This window comes from Pantoea anthophila (genome assembly GCF_006494375.1).
Classification (GTDB): Bacteria; Pseudomonadota; Gammaproteobacteria; order Enterobacterales; family Enterobacteriaceae; genus Pantoea; species Pantoea anthophila.
This window is the reverse complement of record NZ_VHIZ01000056.1, coordinates 38218-55614: the sequence shown is the minus strand read 5'-3', so window position 1 is coordinate 55614 and position 17397 is coordinate 38218. Positions and strand designations below refer to the sequence as shown.

The window sequence follows — 17397 nt, the reverse complement described above, 5'->3', positions numbered from 1 at the left end:
CAGGCGAAAAAAAAGAGCGATTTCTCGCTCTTTTTTTATACCGCAGACTTATTTGCTGGTATCGAGTTCCGGGAAGCTTTTCACCAGATCGTCAATCGCTTTCATCTGCACCAGGAATGGCTCCAGCTTATCCAGCGGCAGTGCGGAAGGACCGTCACACAGGGCGTGGTCCGGGTCCGGATGCGCTTCGATAAACAGACCGGCAATGCCGACCGCCATACCCGCACGCGCCAGCTCACCCACCTGGGCACGACGACCGCCTGAGGCCGCACCAAACGGATCGCGGGTCTGCAGCGCATGGGTCACGTCGAAAATGACCGGGCTGTTTCGGGTCACTTTCTTCATCACGTTAAAGCCGAGCATGTCCACAACCAGGTTGTCGTAGCCGAAGTTGCTGCCGCGATCGCACAGGATAACCTGCTCGTTGCCGCCTTCTGCAAACTTATCTACGATGTTACCCATCTGGCCAGGGCTGACGAACTGCGGCTTCTTGACGTTGATCACGGCGCCGGTTTTCGCCATCGCTTCCACCAGGTCAGTCTGACGCGCCAGGAAGGCGGGCAGCTGGATCACATCGACCACTTCAGAAACCGGCTGCGCCTGAGCGGCTTCATGGACATCGGTGATGATCTTCACACCGAACGTCTGCTTCAGCTCCTGGAAAATCTTCATTCCCTCTTCCAGGCCCGGGCCACGGTAAGAGTGGATCGAGGAACGGTTCGCTTTATCAAAGGACGCTTTGAATACGTAAGGAATACCCAGCTTACCGGTGACGTTCACGTAGTGTTCGCAGATACGCATCGCCAGGTCACGGGACTCCAGCACGTTCATCCCGCCAAACAGCACAAACGGCAGATCGTTTGCTACTTTGATATCACCAATACTCACGACTTTCTGTGTCATGCCCTTTCCTTTTCAGTGGGTCCGCTTAGTGCAGCGTGACCTGTTTTTGTTCGATTGCATGAATCTGAACTTTGATCATTTCGCTGACCGGGTCTTCAGGACACTGCTCAACGAAGTACGTTAAATCATTCAGCGCGATATGTTCGCACTCCAGCTGCGCGTAAATCAGACCGCGATCGCGGATTTCATAGGGATCGTCAGGGTCGATACGCAGCAGCACCTGACTGACGTTCAGCGCCAGCTCCATCTTCTTCTCTTCCATCAGCGCCGCTTTCAGGGTATCGAGCATCTTGCGCATCACGGTGACGGTTTTGGCTTCGTCGAGATCGTCATCATACAGGCGTGCGGTCGGGCTGATATTGCCCTTGAGCCACACTTCCAGCGTGTGCCGATCGAGGGTTTCCCCGTTAAACGGATTGATCATCCACTTATCGCCATCAATCCAGTCCGCACGCAGAATCAGCTGTGTCGGGAAGATCACCGGCATCAGCGGCAGGTCCAGCTCGGCGGCGATGTGCAGCAGAATGATGCCCAGTGAGACCGCGGTGCCCTGACGGGTCCGCAGAACGTTGTCGATCCACAGCGCATCAGAGAGATTGTAGACACCGCTGGCACCGCCAAATCCCCACTGGCGATAGAAGAGCTCCAGCAGCTTTTCGAGCTGCAGATCGGCATCTTCCGTATGGCTGACATAATCACGGGCTTCGGCGACTAACGCCGCCAGCTGCGCTTCCACCGAGATCGCCGGAAAATCGGCGCGGATGGCTTGCGTTGCGCCAATCACCGCTTCACACAGCGGTGTCTGGCTGAAATCTAATTGTTCGGTCGAGGTCATGCTATCCCCATAACGGCATTTTAGTCAGCGCCAGCGTAATGATGGTCACCAGGGCGATTAACGCCACCAGAAAAGCGATCCAGCGGGTGCGATCAGTGCGTGGACGGCGACTCAATGCCACAAATCCTAAGGCGATGTAGATGATAACCGCTAAAAGCTTCTCCGTCAGCCAGCTTCCTTGCGGTGTGAAGGGATAGAAGTGAGTAATCATCACCAGCGCGACGCCGCTCAGCAGTAACAGGGTGTCATTGACGTGCGGCAGAATGCGGACCCAGCGCCGCGTCAGCAGGGGTGAGCCGCGCCGCAGCCAGTAAAAACGCAGCAGAAACAGCGTTACGGTGATCCAGACCGTCACCAGGTGAAGATTTTTAATCAGGGGATAAAAAGCGATCATGCTGCGTCCTTTTCTCAAGCGCTTTCAGGTAAGAAGTTGTCCCAGGGTCACGCGCGGGTTGCCGCCGTAATCTTCAAGGGTTTCGACGGCCTGATAGCCGTTTTGCTGCATCAGCGCTGCCACCGCCTCGCCCTGCTGCCAGCCATGTTCCAGCAGCAGCCAGCCTCCCGGCAGCAGCCAGGCGGGGGCCTGCTCGATCAGCGTGCGCAGATCGGCCAGCCCCGCTTCGTCGGCAACCAGCGCACTGCGCGGCTCAAAGCGCACGTCGCCCTGCGCCAGATGACTGTCGCTGGCATCGATATAGGGCGGGTTACTGACGATGAGCGCAAACCGCTGCGGCGGCAGGGAGCGAAACCAGTGACTGAGCAGAAAGGTGGTATTGGTGAGGTTAAGCGCCTGCGCATTCGTGCGGGCCAGCGCGACGGCGGCGTCAATCCTGTCCACGCCCGTCACCTGGCAGTCGGGACGCTCGCTGGCCAGCGCCAGTGCAATCGCCCCGGTGCCGGTGCCCATATCCAGAATCGCCGCCGGGGTGGCAGGCAGACGCGTCAGCGCCTGCTCCACCAGCAGTTCAGTATCAGGACGCGGGATCAGCGTGGCGTCATTGACGCGCAGAGGCAGCGACCAGAACTCCCGTTCACCCACCAGATGCGCCACCGGTTCGCCCCGGGCACGACGTGCCAGCAGGCTATCCAGCTGCGCGCGCTGTGCTTCCGTGAGCACGGTCTCATCGAAGGCGATCAGCCAGCTGCGCGATTTACCGGTCACGAAACCTAACAGGATCTCCGCGTCACGCTTCGGGCTGTCGCCACCACACAGCGTGGCGGTCGCCTGTTTCAGCCAGTGACGAATATCCATTAATCCTGACCAGCCAGCGCCGCCAGCTGATCCGCCTGGTACTCCTGCACAATCGGTTCGATCAGGCTGTCGATTTTACCTTCCATCACTTCATCCAGACGGTAGATGGTCAGGTTGATGCGGTGGTCGGTTACGCGCCCCTGCGGGAAGTTATAGGTACGGATGCGGTCGGAACGATCGCCACTGCCCAGCAGGTTGCGGCGGGTGCTGGCTTCCGCCGCGTGACGGCGGGCCATTTCGGCGGCGTGAATGCGCGCGCCCAGCACGGCCAGCGCTTTGGCTTTGTTTTTATGCTGTGAACGTTCGTCCTGACACTCCACCACGATGCCGGTTGGCAGGTGGGTAATACGAATCGCGGAGTCGGTGGTGTTGACGTGCTGACCGCCTGCGCCCGATGAGCGGAAGGTGTCAATCTTCAGATCGCCGGCATTGATCTCCGGCAGTTCCGCTTCCGGAATCTCCGGCATTACGGCGACCGTACAGGCCGAGGTGTGGATACGACCCTGCGATTCCGTTTCCGGTACGCGCTGCACGCGGTGTCCGCCAGATTCAAATTTCATGCGGCCATAGGCACCCTCTCCGGTCACCCGGGCAATCACCTCTTTGTATCCGCCGTGCTCACCGTCGTTGGCACTGACGATCTCCACACGCCAGCGGCGGGCTTCAGCATAGCGGCTGTACATGCGGAACAGATCGCCCGCGAAGATCGCCGCTTCATCACCGCCGGTGCCGGCGCGCACTTCAACGAAACAGGCGCGTTCATCATCGGGATCTTTTGGCAGTAACAGCACCTGCAGCTGCTGCTCCAGGGTTTCGCCCTTCTCGCGCGCTGCCTGTAACTCCTCCTGCGCCATGTCGCGCATTTCGGGATCATCGAGCATCTGCTGTGCGGTTTCGATATCTTCCTGCACCTGCTGCCAGTCGCGGAAGCAACGGGTTACATCGGTCAGCTGAGCATATTCGCGTGACAGCGCACGGAAACGCTCCTGATCGGCAATCACGCCAGCATCCCCCAGCATCGCTTCCACTTCTTCGTGGCGCTCCTGCAGGGCTTCCAGCTTGGCAACTATAGAGGTCTTCATTAAATGTGGGATTCCCGTAAACAGGTGGCGACAGCAGTGTGCCTAATCGAGACCCAGGCTGTCGCGTAAAATCTGCAGGCGTTCATTATCGCCGTCGCGGGCGGCCTGCTGAAGTGATTTGGTTGGGGCATGTATTAAACGGTTGGTCAGCTTGTGCGCCAGTTCCTGCAGAACTTTCTGCGGATCGGTGCCCTGCTGCAGCGCCTGCAGCGCACGGCCTTCCAGCTCAGCGCGGATCTCATCCGCCTGAGAGCGATATTCCCGGATGGTGTTCACCGCGCCCTGCGAGCGCAGCCACGCCATAAATTCGCTGCTTTCCTGCACCACGATGCTTTCGGCCTGCACTGCCGCCGCTTTGCGCTGCGCCAGGTTCTGCTCGATAATCGCCTGCAGATCGTCCACGCTGTAGAGATAGGCGTTAGGCAGATCGCCCACTTCCGGCTCGACGTCGCGCGGCACGGCAATATCCACCAGCAGCATCGGCTTATTACGACGCGCTTTCAGGGCGCGCTCCATCATCCCCTTACCGATAATCGGTAACGGACTGGCGGTGGAGGAGATAATAATGTCCGCCTCCGCCAGACGGGCGTCGATCTCCGCCAGGGTAATCACCTCGGCACCCACTTCCGACGCCAGCGTTTCGGCGCGCTCGCGGGTGCGGTTGGCGATGATCAGATTTTTGACCTGGTGTTCGCGCAGGTGGCGGGCCACCAGCTCGATGGTCTCACCGGCGCCGACCAGCATGACATTGACGGTGGAGAGTGATTCAAAGATCTGACGGGCCAGCGTACAGGCCGCGAACGCCACCGAGACGGCATTGGCACCGATGTCGGTTTCCGTGCGCACGCGTTTGGCCACCGAGAAGGTTTTCTGGAACATGCGCTCCAGTTCACTGCTCAGCGCCTGACCACGTGAGGAGTCGGCAAACGCTTTTTTCACCTGACCAAGGATCTGGGGTTCGCCCAGCACCAGTGAATCGAGTCCGCTGGCGACCCGCATCAGGTGGCTGACCGCCTCATTATCCTGATGCCAGTAGAGGCTGTTACGCACATCCTCTTCATTCAGCTGATGATAATTGCACAGCCAGCTCACCAGACGCGCCTGTAAATCCGCCTGCTGCTCTACACTCAGGTAGAGCTCAGTCCGGTTACAGGTGGACAGCACCACGCCGCTCTGCACCATTGGCTGTGATAACAGGCTGTTTAAGGCCTGCTCAAGCGTCTCCGGCCCGAACGTAACACGTTCGCGCAGAGCAATGGGGGCGGTCTTGTGGTTGATTCCGAGAGCGAGCAGCGTCATGGTGATTTTGGTTGGGATGTCCCAATAATGTCAGGGTTTTGTGAGGCGCATTCTACAAGATGCGACAGATCAAGAAAAGCCATACAAAGGCTATGACTGTAATAAGATTAACCCGATCATACGCAATTTGCTGCATAACAGCATTGACGGTTAAAACCGTGACGGTTAGCGTTATCCGTTGCCAATAATAAATGTGTCCGAGGAGATGACCACTTGATGCTTACTTCACCACGCAATCTGTTGCGCCTTTTGCCCCTTGCCAGCGTGCTGCTGGCGGCCTGTAGCGTCAACAAACCGCAGGGTCCGGGCCCCAGCGTCACCGCGCCGCAGTGGCAACAGCATCAGCAGGCGGTCTCAAAGGTCACGCACTATCAGACCCGCGGCGCCTTTGCCTACCTCTCCGACAAACAGAAAGTGTATGCCCGCTTCAACTGGCAGCAGACCGCGCCTGACCGCTATCGCCTGCTGCTGACCAATCCGCTGGGCAGCACCGAGCTGCAGCTGGATGCGCAGGGCTCGGTCGTGCAGATTGTCGATAACAAGGGCAAGCGTTACGTCAGCAACGACGCACAGAAGATGATTTCCCAGTTAACCGGCATGGACATCCCGCTGGCTAACCTGCGTCAGTGGATGATGGGTCTGCCAGGCGATGCCAGCGACTATCAGCTCAACGAGAGTTATCAGCTGCGCAGCCTGAACTACAGCCGCGACGGTCAGACCTGGCAGGTCTCCATCGCCGGTTACGACAGCAAAGTGACTCCGCCACTCCCTTCCAGCCTGGAGCTGAAAGAGGGTGACCAGCGGATTAAACTGCGCATGGACAGCTGGACCGTTCAATGATCACCCACTGGCCCGCCCCGGCAAAACTGAATCTTTTTCTCTACATTACCGGCCGTCGTCCCGACGGCTACCACAACCTGCAGACGCTGTTTCAGTTTCTCGATTACGGTGACGAGTTGCAGATTCACGCTGACCAGAGCGGTCGCATTCAGCTGCTGACGCCGCTGGCGGGTGTGGCAGACGAGGACAACCTGATTGTGCGCGCCGCGAACCTGCTGAAACAGGCGGCGCTGCAGAGTAATCGCCTCTCTGCCAGCGCGGGTGCGCAGATTGCTATCGAGAAAAGATTGCCCATGGGGGGCGGCATCGGCGGCGGCTCGTCTGATGCCGCTACCGTGCTGGTGGCGCTGAATCATCTGTGGCAGACCGGCTTTTCGACGGAAGAACTGGCGGCGATGGGTGTGACGCTCGGGGCCGATGTCCCGGTGTTTGTCCACGGCTTCGCGGCATTTGCGCAGGGCGTGGGCGAAGAGCTTCAGCCTGCCGACCCGGCTGAAAAATGGTACCTGGTTGCGCACCCTGGCGTGCATATCAGCACGCCGGTGGTGTTCGGCGATCCCGACCTGACGCGTGACACCCCAGCGCGCAGTTTATCGACACTTTTAGCCTCCCCCTTCGCCAACGATTGTGAAGCAGTGGTAAGAAAACGTTTTCGCGAGGTTGATGAGCTTGTTTCCTGGCTGCTAGAATACGCGCCGTCACGCCTGACTGGCACGGGCGCTTGTGTGTTTGCTGAATTTGACACCGAGTCTGCTGCCCGCCAGGTGCTGGAGCTTGCCCCGAATGGGGTGCGCGGATTTGTAGCCCGGGGCGTTAACGTGTCGCCGCTACAGCGTACCCTGCGAGGCGATTAGCAAAAGCGTGACAGTGTCACCACGTTCCGGACACTGCACCTTTTGCATCAACACACCCGTGTGAACGCCCATGACCGTGCACGCCGGTTACGGTCATGTCGTTCATTCTCTGGACGCAAAGCCTGAGGTTCTTCTCGTGCCTGATATGAAGCTATTTGCTGGTAACGCCACCCCGGAACTAGCACAACGTATTGCCAACCGCCTTTACACCAGTCTGGGAGACGCCGCTGTCGGACGTTTCAGCGATGGTGAAGTGAGCGTACAGATTAACGAAAATGTACGCGGTGGTGATATTTTCATCATCCAGTCCACCTGTGCCCCCACCAACGATAATCTGATGGAACTGGTTGTGATGGTCGACGCGCTGCGTCGTGCTTCTGCTGGTCGTATTACCGCAGTCATCCCCTACTTTGGCTATGCCCGTCAGGATCGCCGCGTGCGCTCTGCGCGTGTGCCGATCACCGCTAAAGTTGTGGCTGACTTCCTTTCCAGCGTCGGTGTTGACCGTGTTCTGACGGTTGACCTGCACGCCGAGCAGATCCAGGGCTTCTTCGACGTCCCGGTTGATAACGTATTTGGCAGCCCGATCCTGCTGGAAGATATGATGCAGATCGGACTGGAAAACCCGATTGTTGTTTCTCCCGATATTGGTGGCGTAGTGCGTGCCCGTGCTATCGCTAAACTGCTGAACGACACCGATATGGCTATCATCGATAAACGTCGCCCGCGCGCGAACGTCTCTCAGGTGATGCATATTATTGGTGACGTTGCTGGCCGCGACTGCGTGCTGGTCGACGACATGATCGACACCGGCGGCACGCTGTGCAAAGCGGCTGAAGCGCTGAAAGAGCGTGGTGCCAAACGCGTGTTTGCTTATGCAACCCACCCAATCTTCTCCGGCAACGCGGTTGAAAACCTGCGTAAATCGGTGCTCGATCAGGTGATTGTCTGTGACACCATCCCTCTCTCTGAAGAGATCAGGGCGCTGCCGAACGTGCGCACACTGACCCTCTCAGGCATGCTGGCTGAAGCCATTCGCCGCATCAGTAACGAAGAGTCCATCTCGGCGATGTTCGAGCATTAATCTTCGCGGAAACCGGGCCCTGTGCCCGGTTTTTTTATGCCTGTTCCTGCCCGCTTAACTCTCTTCTTTTTCTGAGATTGGCGCGATAAATTTTCCCGTTCGCCCCGGTTTGCAACGCCACGCACTCTTTTCATCAATGGCCTCGTTTCCCGCTTCTGCCCGCTGCCGTTAAATGGTACTTTGCTGCCCATTTCTCATCAGAACCCGGCCATCATGACTCTCGATATCTATACCCTGTTTATTTGCGAGCTCTATGTGCTGGGCTTTTTAAGCCTGATCATGATTTTTGCCTGGGTCGGATCGCAGTACGATCGCGTGCTGGGCTTTACCCTGCTGTCGCTGGTCCTGACGCTGGTGGCGGTCTTTTTAAGCAGCCTGCGCAGCAGCGGCTTCCATTTTCTGCCGGTGGCCGTCGGGAACGTGCTGGTGATGCTGGCCTATGGCGGGTTGCTGAATGCCTTTCGCCGCTTCTGTGACAAACCCATCGGCAGCCACTGGCTGCTGGGTGCCCTGCTCTGGGCGCTGCTTTGCTGTTTCCCGGCATTTTACGACAGCCTGCCGAAACGGGTAGTGGTGCTCTGTCTTGCCTGCGTCGCCTATACCGCCGCCCTGATCCAGCTGGTCTGGCTGGCTCGTGACACGCTGAAAGCCACCTTCTGGCCGGCTCAGTTACTGCTCTGGATCCATCTGCTGTTCCATCTGGCCCGGCTGTTTCTGGATAACGCCGTTGCCAGTGGTCTGCCAGGGGCGATTGGCGGGTCGGCTTTCTCGGTTTACGTTATCCTGGAGTCGATTCTGTTTGTTATTGGCCTCACCTTCACCATCCTGGCGATGGTGAATGAACGGATGCAGCAGACCCTGAAACATGCTTCCCTGCACGACCCGCTGACCCGCGTCTGGAACCGCCGCGCCCTGTTCAGCGAAGCAGAAAGCATTGCGGCGCGATGCCATCGCCAGAACCGGCCCTTCAGCGCCATCCTGTTTGACCTGGACCATTTCAAAAGCATCAACGATCGCTACGGGCATCAGCAGGGCGACCAGATTCTGATCCACTTTTGCGAGGTGGTGAGCGCACTGATTCCGGCAGGGGGACGTTTTGCGCGACTGGGCGGAGAGGAATTTGCGGCCATCATTACGGCGACGGCACAGGAGACAGAAGCGTGGTGTGAGACAATCCGGCTGGCGGTCTGTGCATCACAACATAATGCGATTGCCTATTCGGTCAGCATTGGCTTTGCCACGGCCACACATCATCAGCAGGGTTTTGAAGCGTTACTGGTGCAGGCGGATGCGGCGCTCTACCACGCCAAGGCCAGCGGCCGAAACCGCACCGCGCAGCATCCGCTTCCTGCTGCCATTCTTTAGTGGTGTGAGTTGTGTGACCGGCGGCAGCGCTGGTCATAATGACGCACCCAATAATAACGATCTTCTATCTTTTCCCGGCCACTGACCCGGGCGCCCACCAGCCAGAGCAGCGCACCAATAAAGATGCTGAAGATAGCGCCCTGCGCCAGAGACTGGGGCAGATCGAGCGCGGGCAGCTGGTTCATAATAGAGAAACCGACGCCCAGAACCATGGTAACTAATCCCAGTACCATTAGCGTGTTACCCGCTACACGGCAGTGATGATGTTTCATAATGCACCTCCATCCATAAGAGCCAATAACCGCACACAATGTTAAGTGTCATAAGTTTAGGCAATGGCTCAGCCCCGCGATGCGGGCTGGATCACACATCAACCATAAAGCTTCGCCTGGTCCTGATTGCAGACTGTTGATTCCGATAGAAAATTATTAATCACGCTGATGAACCATTTGACTGCTTCTGCTTTGTCATCTCGCCTGTCGCGAAGTAAACTAACGCCCTTTCGCGATAACAGCAGGATAATCATTGTGAGCAGCATTAAACTGATTGTGGGACTGGCCAATCCTGGCGCTGAATATGCCGCCACGCGCCATAATGCGGGTGCCTGGTATCTGGATTTACTGGCGGAACGCCACAATCAGTCTCTGAAAGAGGAAGGCAAATTCTATGGCTACACCGCCCGTCTGGCGATAGCCGGAGAGGATGTCCGCCTGCTGGTGCCGACCACCTTTATGAACCTGAGCGGTAAAGCGGTGGCGGCGATGGCGACCTTTTATCGCATCGCGCCTGAAGAGATTCTGGTGGCGCATGATGAACTCGATTTACCGCCCGGCGTCGCGAAATTTAAGCAGGGTGGCGGACACGGCGGCCATAACGGTCTGAAAGACATCATCAGCAAACTGGGCAACAACAACAATTTCCACCGCCTGCGCATCGGTATCGGTCATCCCGGCGATCGCAATAAGGTGACCGGATTTGTGCTGGGTAAACCGCCCGTCAGCGAGCAGAAGCTGATTGATGAGGCGATTGATGAGGCGGCGCGCTGCACTGAGCTGTGGCTGAAAGAGGATCGCATCAAAGCCATGAACCGGCTGCACGCCTTCAAACCTGCTTAAACGCCCGAATCGTCGCGATTCCGTGTATAATGCGCGGAATTTTTCAATTCTTCTCCGACAGCTCGCCATCGGGCGCACTGTCCATCCAGTTATAAAGGGTATCAAACCATGGGATTCAAATGCGGTATCGTGGGCCTGCCGAACGTCGGTAAATCCACTCTGTTTAACGCGCTGACCAAAGCGGGTATCGAAGCGGCTAACTTCCCCTTCTGCACCATTGAGCCTAACACGGGCGTGGTGCCCATGCCTGACCTGCGTCTCGACCAGCTCTCTGAGATTGTTAAGCCGCAGCGCGTGGTGCCGACTACCATGGAATTCGTCGATATCGCAGGTCTGGTAAAAGGCGCGTCTAAGGGTGAAGGCCTGGGTAACCAGTTCCTGACCAACATCCGTGAAACCGAGGCGATCGGTCACGTTGTGCGCTGCTTTGAAAATGACAACATCATCCACGTCGCGGGTAAAGTTAACCCGGCGGAAGATATCGACGTGATTAACACCGAACTGGCACTTTCTGACCTTGATACCTGTGAGCGTGCGATTCAGCGCGTGCAGAAGAAAGCCAAAGGCGGCGACAAAGATGCGAAAGCCGAGCTGGCTGCGCTGGAAAAATGCCTGCCGCACCTTTCTGAAGCGGGCATGCTGCGCTCTCTGAATCTGGATGCCGATGAGAAAGCGGCGATTCGCTATCTGAGCTTCCTGACCCTGAAACCGACCATGTACATTGCTAACGTTAATGAAGACGGTTTTGAGAACAACCCCTATCTGGATCAGGTTCGCGCTATCGCAGCAGCGGAAGGTTCAGTGGTGGTACCGGTGTGTGCCGCAGTGGAATCTGATATCGCCGAGCTGGAAGATGAAGAGCGTGACGAGTTCATGGCGGAACTGGGACTGGAAGAGCCGGGCCTGAACCGCGTGATCCGCGCCGGTTACGCCCTGCTGAATCTGCAGACCTATTTCACCGCAGGCGTGAAAGAAGTGCGTGCCTGGACTATCCCGGTGGGCGCAACCGCCCCTCAGGCCGCCGGTAAAATTCACACCGACTTCGAAAAAGGCTTTATCCGCGCGCAGACCATTGCATTTGATGACTTTATCGCCTGCAAGGGTGAACAGGGTGCGAAAGAAGCTGGAAAGATGCGTTCAGAAGGGAAAGAGTACATCGTGAAAGATGGCGATGTGATGAACTTCCTGTTTAACGTCTGATTAAAATCTGCTGTTTCATGGGGTTTTCATTGAGTCTCATGAAGTCCGTATGAATCGATAAAATCCACGCAATTGCGTGGATTTTTTTATAGCTGTTCAAATTGTCGCTTAACAACGCACTCTAAAATTATTATTTGAATGAGTAAAACCTAAATCTATCTTTATTTTAAACTAACAGATTATCGATAAATCAAACTATAAATTTGCTATTTAATTGCTAATTGATGCCGAATTGCCAGAGCTAACAGAACCGCTATTTGGCTAATGGATTGATTGTTCTGAATTGTGCCAACGCATTCCACTGTGTTATTCAATTGAAATTACCAATAAAAAGGCCAAATTGCGATACAGATTTTTATTTCCATCTATCAAACACAGGCCAGTAAATGAATAGTTGCAATTGACTGATTTGGTCAGCAAGGTAGCCCTCCCGCAGCTCATTTTCTTTACTAATGAATTTGATAATGTTTGATAAGTCTTTAAACCCTGACTAAAAACCAAATACATCATCAGATTTATATTCGAACTACAAAAATTCTTATTTATTGCCATAGAGTTTTGTCTATGAGACATGGTCAGAACAATGCTGCGGGAAATACTTCTTTCTGAACGCCTTCAGCCCTATAACGTTTGCCATAAGCTTATTATAAATATGCATTAGGGATGAATCTTCGTGATTTTTTTAGAAATACCTGATATTGAATTGAGTTCTGCTGAGAGTATTTAAGCAGAAACGCTAAAAAGGACATTATGCGAATGGATAAAATCTGCCGGTCACGCGACAACTGTCAGGGGCATCCGTCTATACCAGTGCTGGTTAAATTTTTCTTATGCCAAAATTAAGCAATAAGCAAGTGGTATAGACGGGTTTACATTACCCGTAGATTAAGCGACTTCTTTTGGATCCGAACCAAACCGGTTGGTGCCGGATTGCCCTTCAAGTGCCAGGAAGACGATATTGACGATAGGTAACAGCAGCCACCATCCGCTGCGATCGGTGTCATGTAATCGACGAACACCAACTGCTATGCCCGGAATTAATACGGCCAGGCTATAAAGATTTGAAAGGATATCTCCAACACCAATTACCGTTTCGACAATCCCTAGCAGGAAAGCAATGAGGATGTTAAACAGAGTGAACATCCAATACTCTTTTCTCCTGGCTCTGCCTGTAAATACAGCATATTTTTTTAATACACCTAGGTACCATTGATTTATGGCTCCGCCCGTATTCTCTGAGGTGACAATCTGTTGGTTTGTCTGGGGTGCACCACACTGTGGGCAAGCTTTAGCAGTAACGTGAATTTCCTTGCCACATCCGCGGCAAAAAACCATATTCATAATCCATCCTTAATTAATAAAAACTTAACAGGCAAGTTCAGAATACTGAAGATTGACAACAGAATCTCTAAATTAGCCATATTATGGCCACGTCTTTTTTCACTAACGTTATCACTTAAGATATCTGATCAATAGCCGCAATAACTATCAGGGCACCGAAAACCTCTTTTCCCACTCAGATTGATCACAGGAAACAGCCAGCAACAACGTACACCAATAAAAAAACAGAGATGCTCTGGTATATGCTGGTCGCCATTTTAGTGGCAGAAATGCCAGCATGCTTGTCTGCACTTCAGTCCGGAGTAATTGGCTTTGCTCTGATGAGCTCCCCTGATCAGTTATAATAAACATCTTTGCAACTCTCGCTTTCAATCCAGACAACCCTGGTATCCTGCTCTAAGGGTTATCGTCACACCATGCGAAATCATTAGCAAAATTTTAGAATAAAGTGAAAAATGACAATCTGTCATGGATTTTGTTCATTCCAGTCGTAGCGCAGACACAAGAATAATCCCAACAGACGTGGAATAAAATAAATATTTTTCAATAGACTGATTGAATGAGGTTACTGGAAACTTTCAAAAGCACTCAAACCCTTCCTGTTTCGCTTTAAACGCATGACAAGGATGACATAACATTTAATGAAGTAAAGATCGTATTTCCTGTCAAAATCTGATTTACCCGACTGGTTCTGACAATGGGTTCTTAAGCAGTTTGCAAAACCTAAGCAAAGAACGTATCCGGTTATCAAACTTCGCAGCGAGTCACTTTTTCTTTCATGACTAAAAGGCTAGTGAAGCACGTAGTCTCTTTCACTCCGTTAGAAGAGGCAAAATCGTAACTCCTTAAAAACTCTATATCAATACACTCGCCTCAGACTTTTCGTGTTACCTATGAGAAACGCTTGCTGGCTTGCTTATCGTATAAACATAAGGAAACAGCGATGATGCGAAGCATTCGGTGCTAATTTATGTGCCATTACCCACTCCTCCTTACTTTGCTTGACAAAACCGGCCACCACCCGAATGGAATAAAAAACTACAAAATAAAAATTTACAGCATAAAACAATAAAAAAATACTAAAATCGGGACCTAAAACTGGGAAGTTGCACCATGAAATTTCCAAAAATATTATTTCACACATCTTTACGATTCATATAGAATCATAATCACATTAGCTTTACGTCACTTTTACAGTAAAGGTTAAGTCAAGAACTGGAGCATAGGGTTCCATCAAACTAAATACATGAAATAATTAACCTCCGAAACTAAGTATGTCTGGAGCGTTCTGGCAAGACTGACTCGCTATCGAAGTTTGATTCACCTGCCGCGACATTACCTGAGCAGGATTTTCAGGTAACGGCTGCAATGTTCGGACAATAAAATCGGTAATATTTTTCTTCTTAAACTAAATTTCTGAAAATATACGCCGATACTCTTCATCTCAGAGGGGATGCTGGTTGTTTTAGCACAGGAATTGATTGTCAGTTAAATATGGGCCTCTCTCTTAACCTGAACGTTATTGATGAAGATTTTGCCTGGCCTCCGGCAGCCAGATCCTGAATTACTTTTAACAGCAACGTGTCTATGGACAGCACACTCTTTTAAATGCTGATCCATTTGGTCATTTAAGGATAAAAATGATGTCAAATAAATGTAAACATACCTCAACTGCTCTCCTGGTTTCTGTTTCCCTTCTGCTTAGTGGTTGTGCCAACACAGGTAGTTCTTTGCTCTCTGGTACTAAACCTGACTCACGCTTGACCAGTGGTGAACAGTCGCAGTTATTCAGCAGTTCAGCAGCTCAGGGTTGTGGCATGGGTGCGTTAGCGGGTGCAGGTATGGGCGCGCTCGCAGGTGTGCTGGCAGGCAATAGTAAACAAGTACTGGCCGGTGCCGCTATTGGCGGCGCTGCAGGGTGCGCCGCTGGCGTGGCAGCAAACTATTATCTGGATAGTCTGAAAAAAGATTACGCCACTACTGCCGATCGCCTGCAAGCCATGGACACTGACATCAAAAAAGACACTGCCGATATCGCCAAAACCACTGAAGCGATGAAAGCCGTGATCCGTGATAATCAGGCGACATTAACGCAGATCAGTATTAAAAAAGACCAGGCTGGCTTTGATAAGGCTAATGCCAAAAAAGACCTGGCTAAAATTGATGCTAACATCAGCACTATGCAGAAAAAAATCAAAGTGATGAAAGATAAGAGCGAGGCCTATAAAGTCGCGCTGCAAGGACAAGGCACCACCAGCGCGGCGGATAAAGCCACGCTGAAACAGCTGAACAATGAATATAGCAACCTGAATAATCAGATTGCCGTACTGGAGTCTGAAACCAACGGTCTGTATAGCCAGCGTCAGGCTATTTCCCTGGGTTAACTCTGACGGGCTGATGATTTCGTCGGCCCTGTTTAATGCGTTTAATTCCAACTTTACAGTTCTGCATGATAGATACAGGGATGCCTTCATGAAATTTTATGTTTTAGTCGCTACGCTGCTGCTTGCCGGGTGCGCTTCCACTCCTCAGGATTGCAATCTGCATGCACAGGACCCCAGTTTTATCACTAAATTAAGCTGTGCCACCTCTGGCGGTTACCGGCAGAAAGTCGACGACCAGGAACGCCAAATCTTACAAAGCCAGCGTGATAACCGCATTGCTCAGCAAAATCTGGCTGACACGCAGGCCAGAGAGCAGGTATCCAGCCAGAAGCTGGCAGACGAAGAAAGCCGTTTAGCGGCAGCACGTTCTGATCTGACACGAACCCTGAAAAAACTGAAGTCAGTTAAATCCACTAATCTGCAACGTCAGCAAGAGATTAGACAACTGGAGGCATTGCAACGTCAGTCTCAGCAGACTACAAGTGCCAGCGATGTCGCAAGTCTTGAGGCAAAAATTGCGGCAGCGAAAAAACGTGTCGCTGCGCTCGAAAACGCAAATATGTCGCAATAAATCATTGTCGATGTGGCGGAATGAAAGACTCCCCACATCGAGCTTCTTCCCGCTGCTAATGACATATTGAATCTGAGCTATGCAACGATTAACCCGATCAGCGCCTATTGACGACGTGACCCTCAAAAGTTACGAGGAGACCGTTGCGATCATCCGTCGCCATCTTCCCCCGTCCCTTGCCCTCCTTTTTGCTGAAGCACGGCAAAATTCCGAAGGTAATCTGGAATGGTGGACCGCGCGAGAGGGTATTGCAGCGCCGCTCTCTTCATTAGGCGAGACAGAACAGACTGCAATTCACACTAAACGTCAGCAATATATGGGTACGATTGCCAGCCTGATTGAGCAGCTAAACGCCAGAGGCGAAACAAAATCGGCTCAGGCACTACAGTCATTGCTGACACACTCACAGACGCTGCCATGCTATGGCGTCGGTGGAGAGCCCGTATTTACCAACTGGACCATTCCGCCAGAGGTTTCGCCTGCAATAATCCTGCCTGAAGCACGGACAGAGCGACATTTTCCGTGGTTGCTCCTGTTTCTGTTTCTGCTGTTACTTCTTGTGATAGCCGGGTGGTGGTTTATGAACCTAAAACGCGAGTCTCCTGCGCCGAACCTCCCTCCCCTAACGCCTGCAGTGGCTGACGCCCCGGTACCCGTAAAAACCGAGCTAACGCAGGCGAATCCAAGCGTGAGTCTTGCTAAAGGCACCGACTTCGGTCGAATTAGCGTCAATCTTACCTGGCAACAGGGGCAGAATAAAAAGCCAGTTGACCTCGACCTGGCTGCTTTTATTCGCCTGAAAAACGGCAAAAATGCTGGCGTCGAGGCACTCAGTAAATACTTTGGTGATTACGACAAAGCGCCCTTCATGCTGCTGCAAAAAGATCTGCGTGATGGCGACAATAAGGATGGTGAATGGATTTTCATTAATGGAAGCCAATGGCAAGAGATTGATGAGGTCCTGATTTACAGTTTCATTTATGGTGGCGCAAATAACTGGAGCGGACTTGATGCCAACATCACGCTCTCTGTTCCTGATCAGACGCCGATCAGTTCCAGCATGGTTAATAACGGTCAGCGCAATGATGTCGCAGCTATTGCACGTTTGAAGAACGTTGATGGTGACATTAAGGTTGAGCGGCTCAATAACTTCTTCCCCGATCGGGAAACACTGGCTAAGCACTACGGCTGGAATTTTGAGTGGACGCCAGGTGCTAACAAAAATTAACCATATCCATGTGGCTTGCGCTCATTAACAGCCCTAAAGGTTAG

At 53.1% G+C, this 17397-nt stretch carries 17 protein-coding genes; 9 read left to right on the top strand and 8 right to left on the bottom strand.

All coding sequences use genetic code 11. From position 1 onward, the window contains the following. Positions 1-48 precede the first annotated feature (48 nt). Genes kdsA through hemA form a run of 6 tightly spaced genes read right to left on the bottom strand, consistent with a single transcriptional unit; the run spans position 49 to position 5371 of the window. A complete protein-coding gene (kdsA, locus tag FJW00_RS17550) occupies positions 49-903 on the bottom strand; it encodes a 3-deoxy-8-phosphooctulonate synthase (protein WP_009090621.1) in 855 nt (284 codons plus the stop codon). Between the two features lie 25 nt (positions 904-928). Next, a complete protein-coding gene (gene sirB1 / locus FJW00_RS17545) occupies positions 929-1738 on the bottom strand; it encodes an invasion regulator SirB1 (protein WP_009090623.1) in 810 nt (269 codons plus the stop codon). A gap of 1 nt (position 1739) precedes the next feature. Then, positions 1740-2132, bottom strand: coding sequence for a SirB2 family protein (locus FJW00_RS17540; RefSeq protein ID WP_009090625.1), 393 nt, complete (start codon positions 2130-2132; stop codon positions 1740-1742). 24 nt (positions 2133-2156) lie between these two features. Next, a complete protein-coding gene (gene prmC, locus FJW00_RS17535) occupies positions 2157-2990 on the bottom strand; it encodes a peptide chain release factor N(5)-glutamine methyltransferase (RefSeq protein WP_046101689.1) in 834 nt (277 codons plus the stop codon). Next, positions 2990-4072, bottom strand: a complete 1083-nt coding sequence (gene prfA / locus FJW00_RS17530; RefSeq protein WP_058956598.1) for a peptide chain release factor 1 — start codon at positions 4070-4072, stop codon at positions 2990-2992. The genes prmC and prfA overlap by 1 nt, the downstream gene beginning before the upstream one ends. 42 nt (positions 4073-4114) lie before the next feature. Then, the gene (gene hemA, locus FJW00_RS17525; protein ID WP_009090632.1) at positions 4115-5371 is read right to left on the bottom strand and encodes a glutamyl-tRNA reductase; all 1257 of its coding nucleotides are present in this window, start codon (positions 5369-5371) and stop codon (positions 4115-4117) included. Positions 5372-5587: 216 nt separating this feature from the next. Here hemA and lolB point away from each other — a divergent pair, with 216 nt between their 5' ends. The 4 genes from lolB (at position 5588) to FJW00_RS17505 (ending at position 9514) form a co-directional block, all read left to right on the top strand. Further along, positions 5588-6211 carry a lipoprotein insertase outer membrane protein LolB gene (gene lolB / locus FJW00_RS17520; RefSeq protein ID WP_009090634.1) on the top strand — a complete coding sequence of 208 codons (624 nt, stop codon included), beginning with the start codon at positions 5588-5590 and terminating at the stop codon, positions 6209-6211. Beyond that, complete coding sequence (ispE, locus tag FJW00_RS17515; RefSeq protein WP_009090636.1) at positions 6208-7065, top strand: 4-(cytidine 5'-diphospho)-2-C-methyl-D-erythritol kinase; 858 nt, start codon at positions 6208-6210, stop codon at positions 7063-7065. The genes lolB and ispE overlap by 4 nt, the downstream gene beginning before the upstream one ends. A gap of 136 nt (positions 7066-7201) precedes the next feature. Then, positions 7202-8149 (top strand): ribose-phosphate diphosphokinase, encoded by a 948-nt coding sequence (prs, locus tag FJW00_RS17510; protein ID WP_009090638.1) that lies wholly within the window; start codon positions 7202-7204, stop codon positions 8147-8149. A gap of 213 nt (positions 8150-8362) precedes the next feature. Further along, a complete protein-coding gene (locus FJW00_RS17505; protein WP_140925141.1) occupies positions 8363-9514 on the top strand; it encodes a GGDEF domain-containing protein in 1152 nt (383 codons plus the stop codon). Here FJW00_RS17505 and ychH read toward each other — a convergent pair. Next, a complete protein-coding gene (gene ychH / locus FJW00_RS17500) occupies positions 9511-9786 on the bottom strand; it encodes a stress-induced protein YchH (protein ID WP_009090642.1) in 276 nt (91 codons plus the stop codon). The two genes, FJW00_RS17505 and ychH, sit on opposite strands and share 4 nt — an antisense overlap. A gap of 255 nt (positions 9787-10041) precedes the next feature. Here ychH and pth point away from each other — a divergent pair, with 255 nt between their 5' ends. Continuing rightward, the gene (pth, locus tag FJW00_RS17495; protein WP_009090644.1) at positions 10042-10629 is read left to right on the top strand and encodes an aminoacyl-tRNA hydrolase; all 588 of its coding nucleotides are present in this window, start codon (positions 10042-10044) and stop codon (positions 10627-10629) included. 108 nt (positions 10630-10737) lie between these two features. Next, positions 10738-11829 carry a redox-regulated ATPase YchF gene (gene ychF / locus FJW00_RS17490; RefSeq protein ID WP_046101684.1) on the top strand — a complete coding sequence of 364 codons (1092 nt, stop codon included), beginning with the start codon at positions 10738-10740 and terminating at the stop codon, positions 11827-11829. A gap of 885 nt (positions 11830-12714) precedes the next feature. Here the strand turns inward: ychF and FJW00_RS17485 are convergent. Beyond that, positions 12715-13047, bottom strand: coding sequence for a DUF805 domain-containing protein (locus FJW00_RS17485; protein WP_258317055.1), 333 nt, complete (start codon positions 13045-13047; stop codon positions 12715-12717). A gap of 1763 nt (positions 13048-14810) precedes the next feature. On the opposite strand from FJW00_RS17485, the gene FJW00_RS17480 reads away from it, so the two are divergent. From FJW00_RS17480 to FJW00_RS17470, 3 genes are all read left to right on the top strand, one after another. Continuing rightward, a complete protein-coding gene (locus FJW00_RS17480) occupies positions 14811-15554 on the top strand; it encodes a hypothetical protein (protein WP_255461686.1) in 744 nt (247 codons plus the stop codon). Positions 15555-15642: 88 nt separating this feature from the next. Next, positions 15643-16125: a hypothetical protein gene (locus FJW00_RS17475; protein WP_140925139.1), complete on the top strand. Its 483-nt coding sequence runs from the start codon at positions 15643-15645 to the stop codon at positions 16123-16125. 79 nt (positions 16126-16204) lie between these two features. Then, entirely contained in the window at positions 16205-17353 is a 1149-nt protein-coding gene (locus tag FJW00_RS17470; protein ID WP_140925137.1) for a tellurite resistance domain protein, read from the top strand. The last annotated feature ends 44 nt before the right edge of the window (positions 17354-17397 follow it).

Bases quoted from the DNA above. Each gene is read 5' to 3' on its own strand.
- kdsA (WP_009090621.1), bottom strand. From the start codon at position 903: ATGACACAGAAAGTCGTGAGTATTGGTGATATCAAAGTAGCAAACGAT.
- sirB1 (WP_009090623.1), bottom strand. From the start codon at position 1,738: ATGACCTCGACCGAACAATTAGATTTCAGCCAGACACCGCTGTGTGAA.
- FJW00_RS17540 (WP_009090625.1), bottom strand. From the start codon at position 2,132: ATGATCGCTTTTTATCCCCTGATTAAAAATCTTCACCTGGTGACGGTC.
- prmC (WP_046101689.1), bottom strand. From the start codon at position 2,990: ATGGATATTCGTCACTGGCTGAAACAGGCGACCGCCACGCTGTGTGGT.
- prfA (WP_058956598.1), bottom strand. From the start codon at position 4,072: ATGAAGACCTCTATAGTTGCCAAGCTGGAAGCCCTGCAGGAGCGCCAC.
- hemA (WP_009090632.1), bottom strand. From the start codon at position 5,371: ATGACGCTGCTCGCTCTCGGAATCAACCACAAGACCGCCCCCATTGCT.
- lolB (WP_009090634.1), top strand. From the start codon at position 5,588: ATGCTTACTTCACCACGCAATCTGTTGCGCCTTTTGCCCCTTGCCAGC.
- ispE (WP_009090636.1), top strand. From the start codon at position 6,208: ATGATCACCCACTGGCCCGCCCCGGCAAAACTGAATCTTTTTCTCTAC.
- FJW00_RS17505 (WP_140925141.1), top strand. From the start codon at position 8,363: ATGACTCTCGATATCTATACCCTGTTTATTTGCGAGCTCTATGTGCTG.
- ychH (WP_009090642.1), bottom strand. From the start codon at position 9,786: ATGAAACATCATCACTGCCGTGTAGCGGGTAACACGCTAATGGTACTG.
- ychF (WP_046101684.1), top strand. From the start codon at position 10,738: ATGGGATTCAAATGCGGTATCGTGGGCCTGCCGAACGTCGGTAAATCC.
- FJW00_RS17480 (WP_255461686.1), top strand. From the start codon at position 14,811: ATGATGTCAAATAAATGTAAACATACCTCAACTGCTCTCCTGGTTTCT.
- FJW00_RS17475 (WP_140925139.1), top strand. From the start codon at position 15,643: ATGAAATTTTATGTTTTAGTCGCTACGCTGCTGCTTGCCGGGTGCGCT.
- FJW00_RS17470 (WP_140925137.1), top strand. From the start codon at position 16,205: ATGCAACGATTAACCCGATCAGCGCCTATTGACGACGTGACCCTCAAA.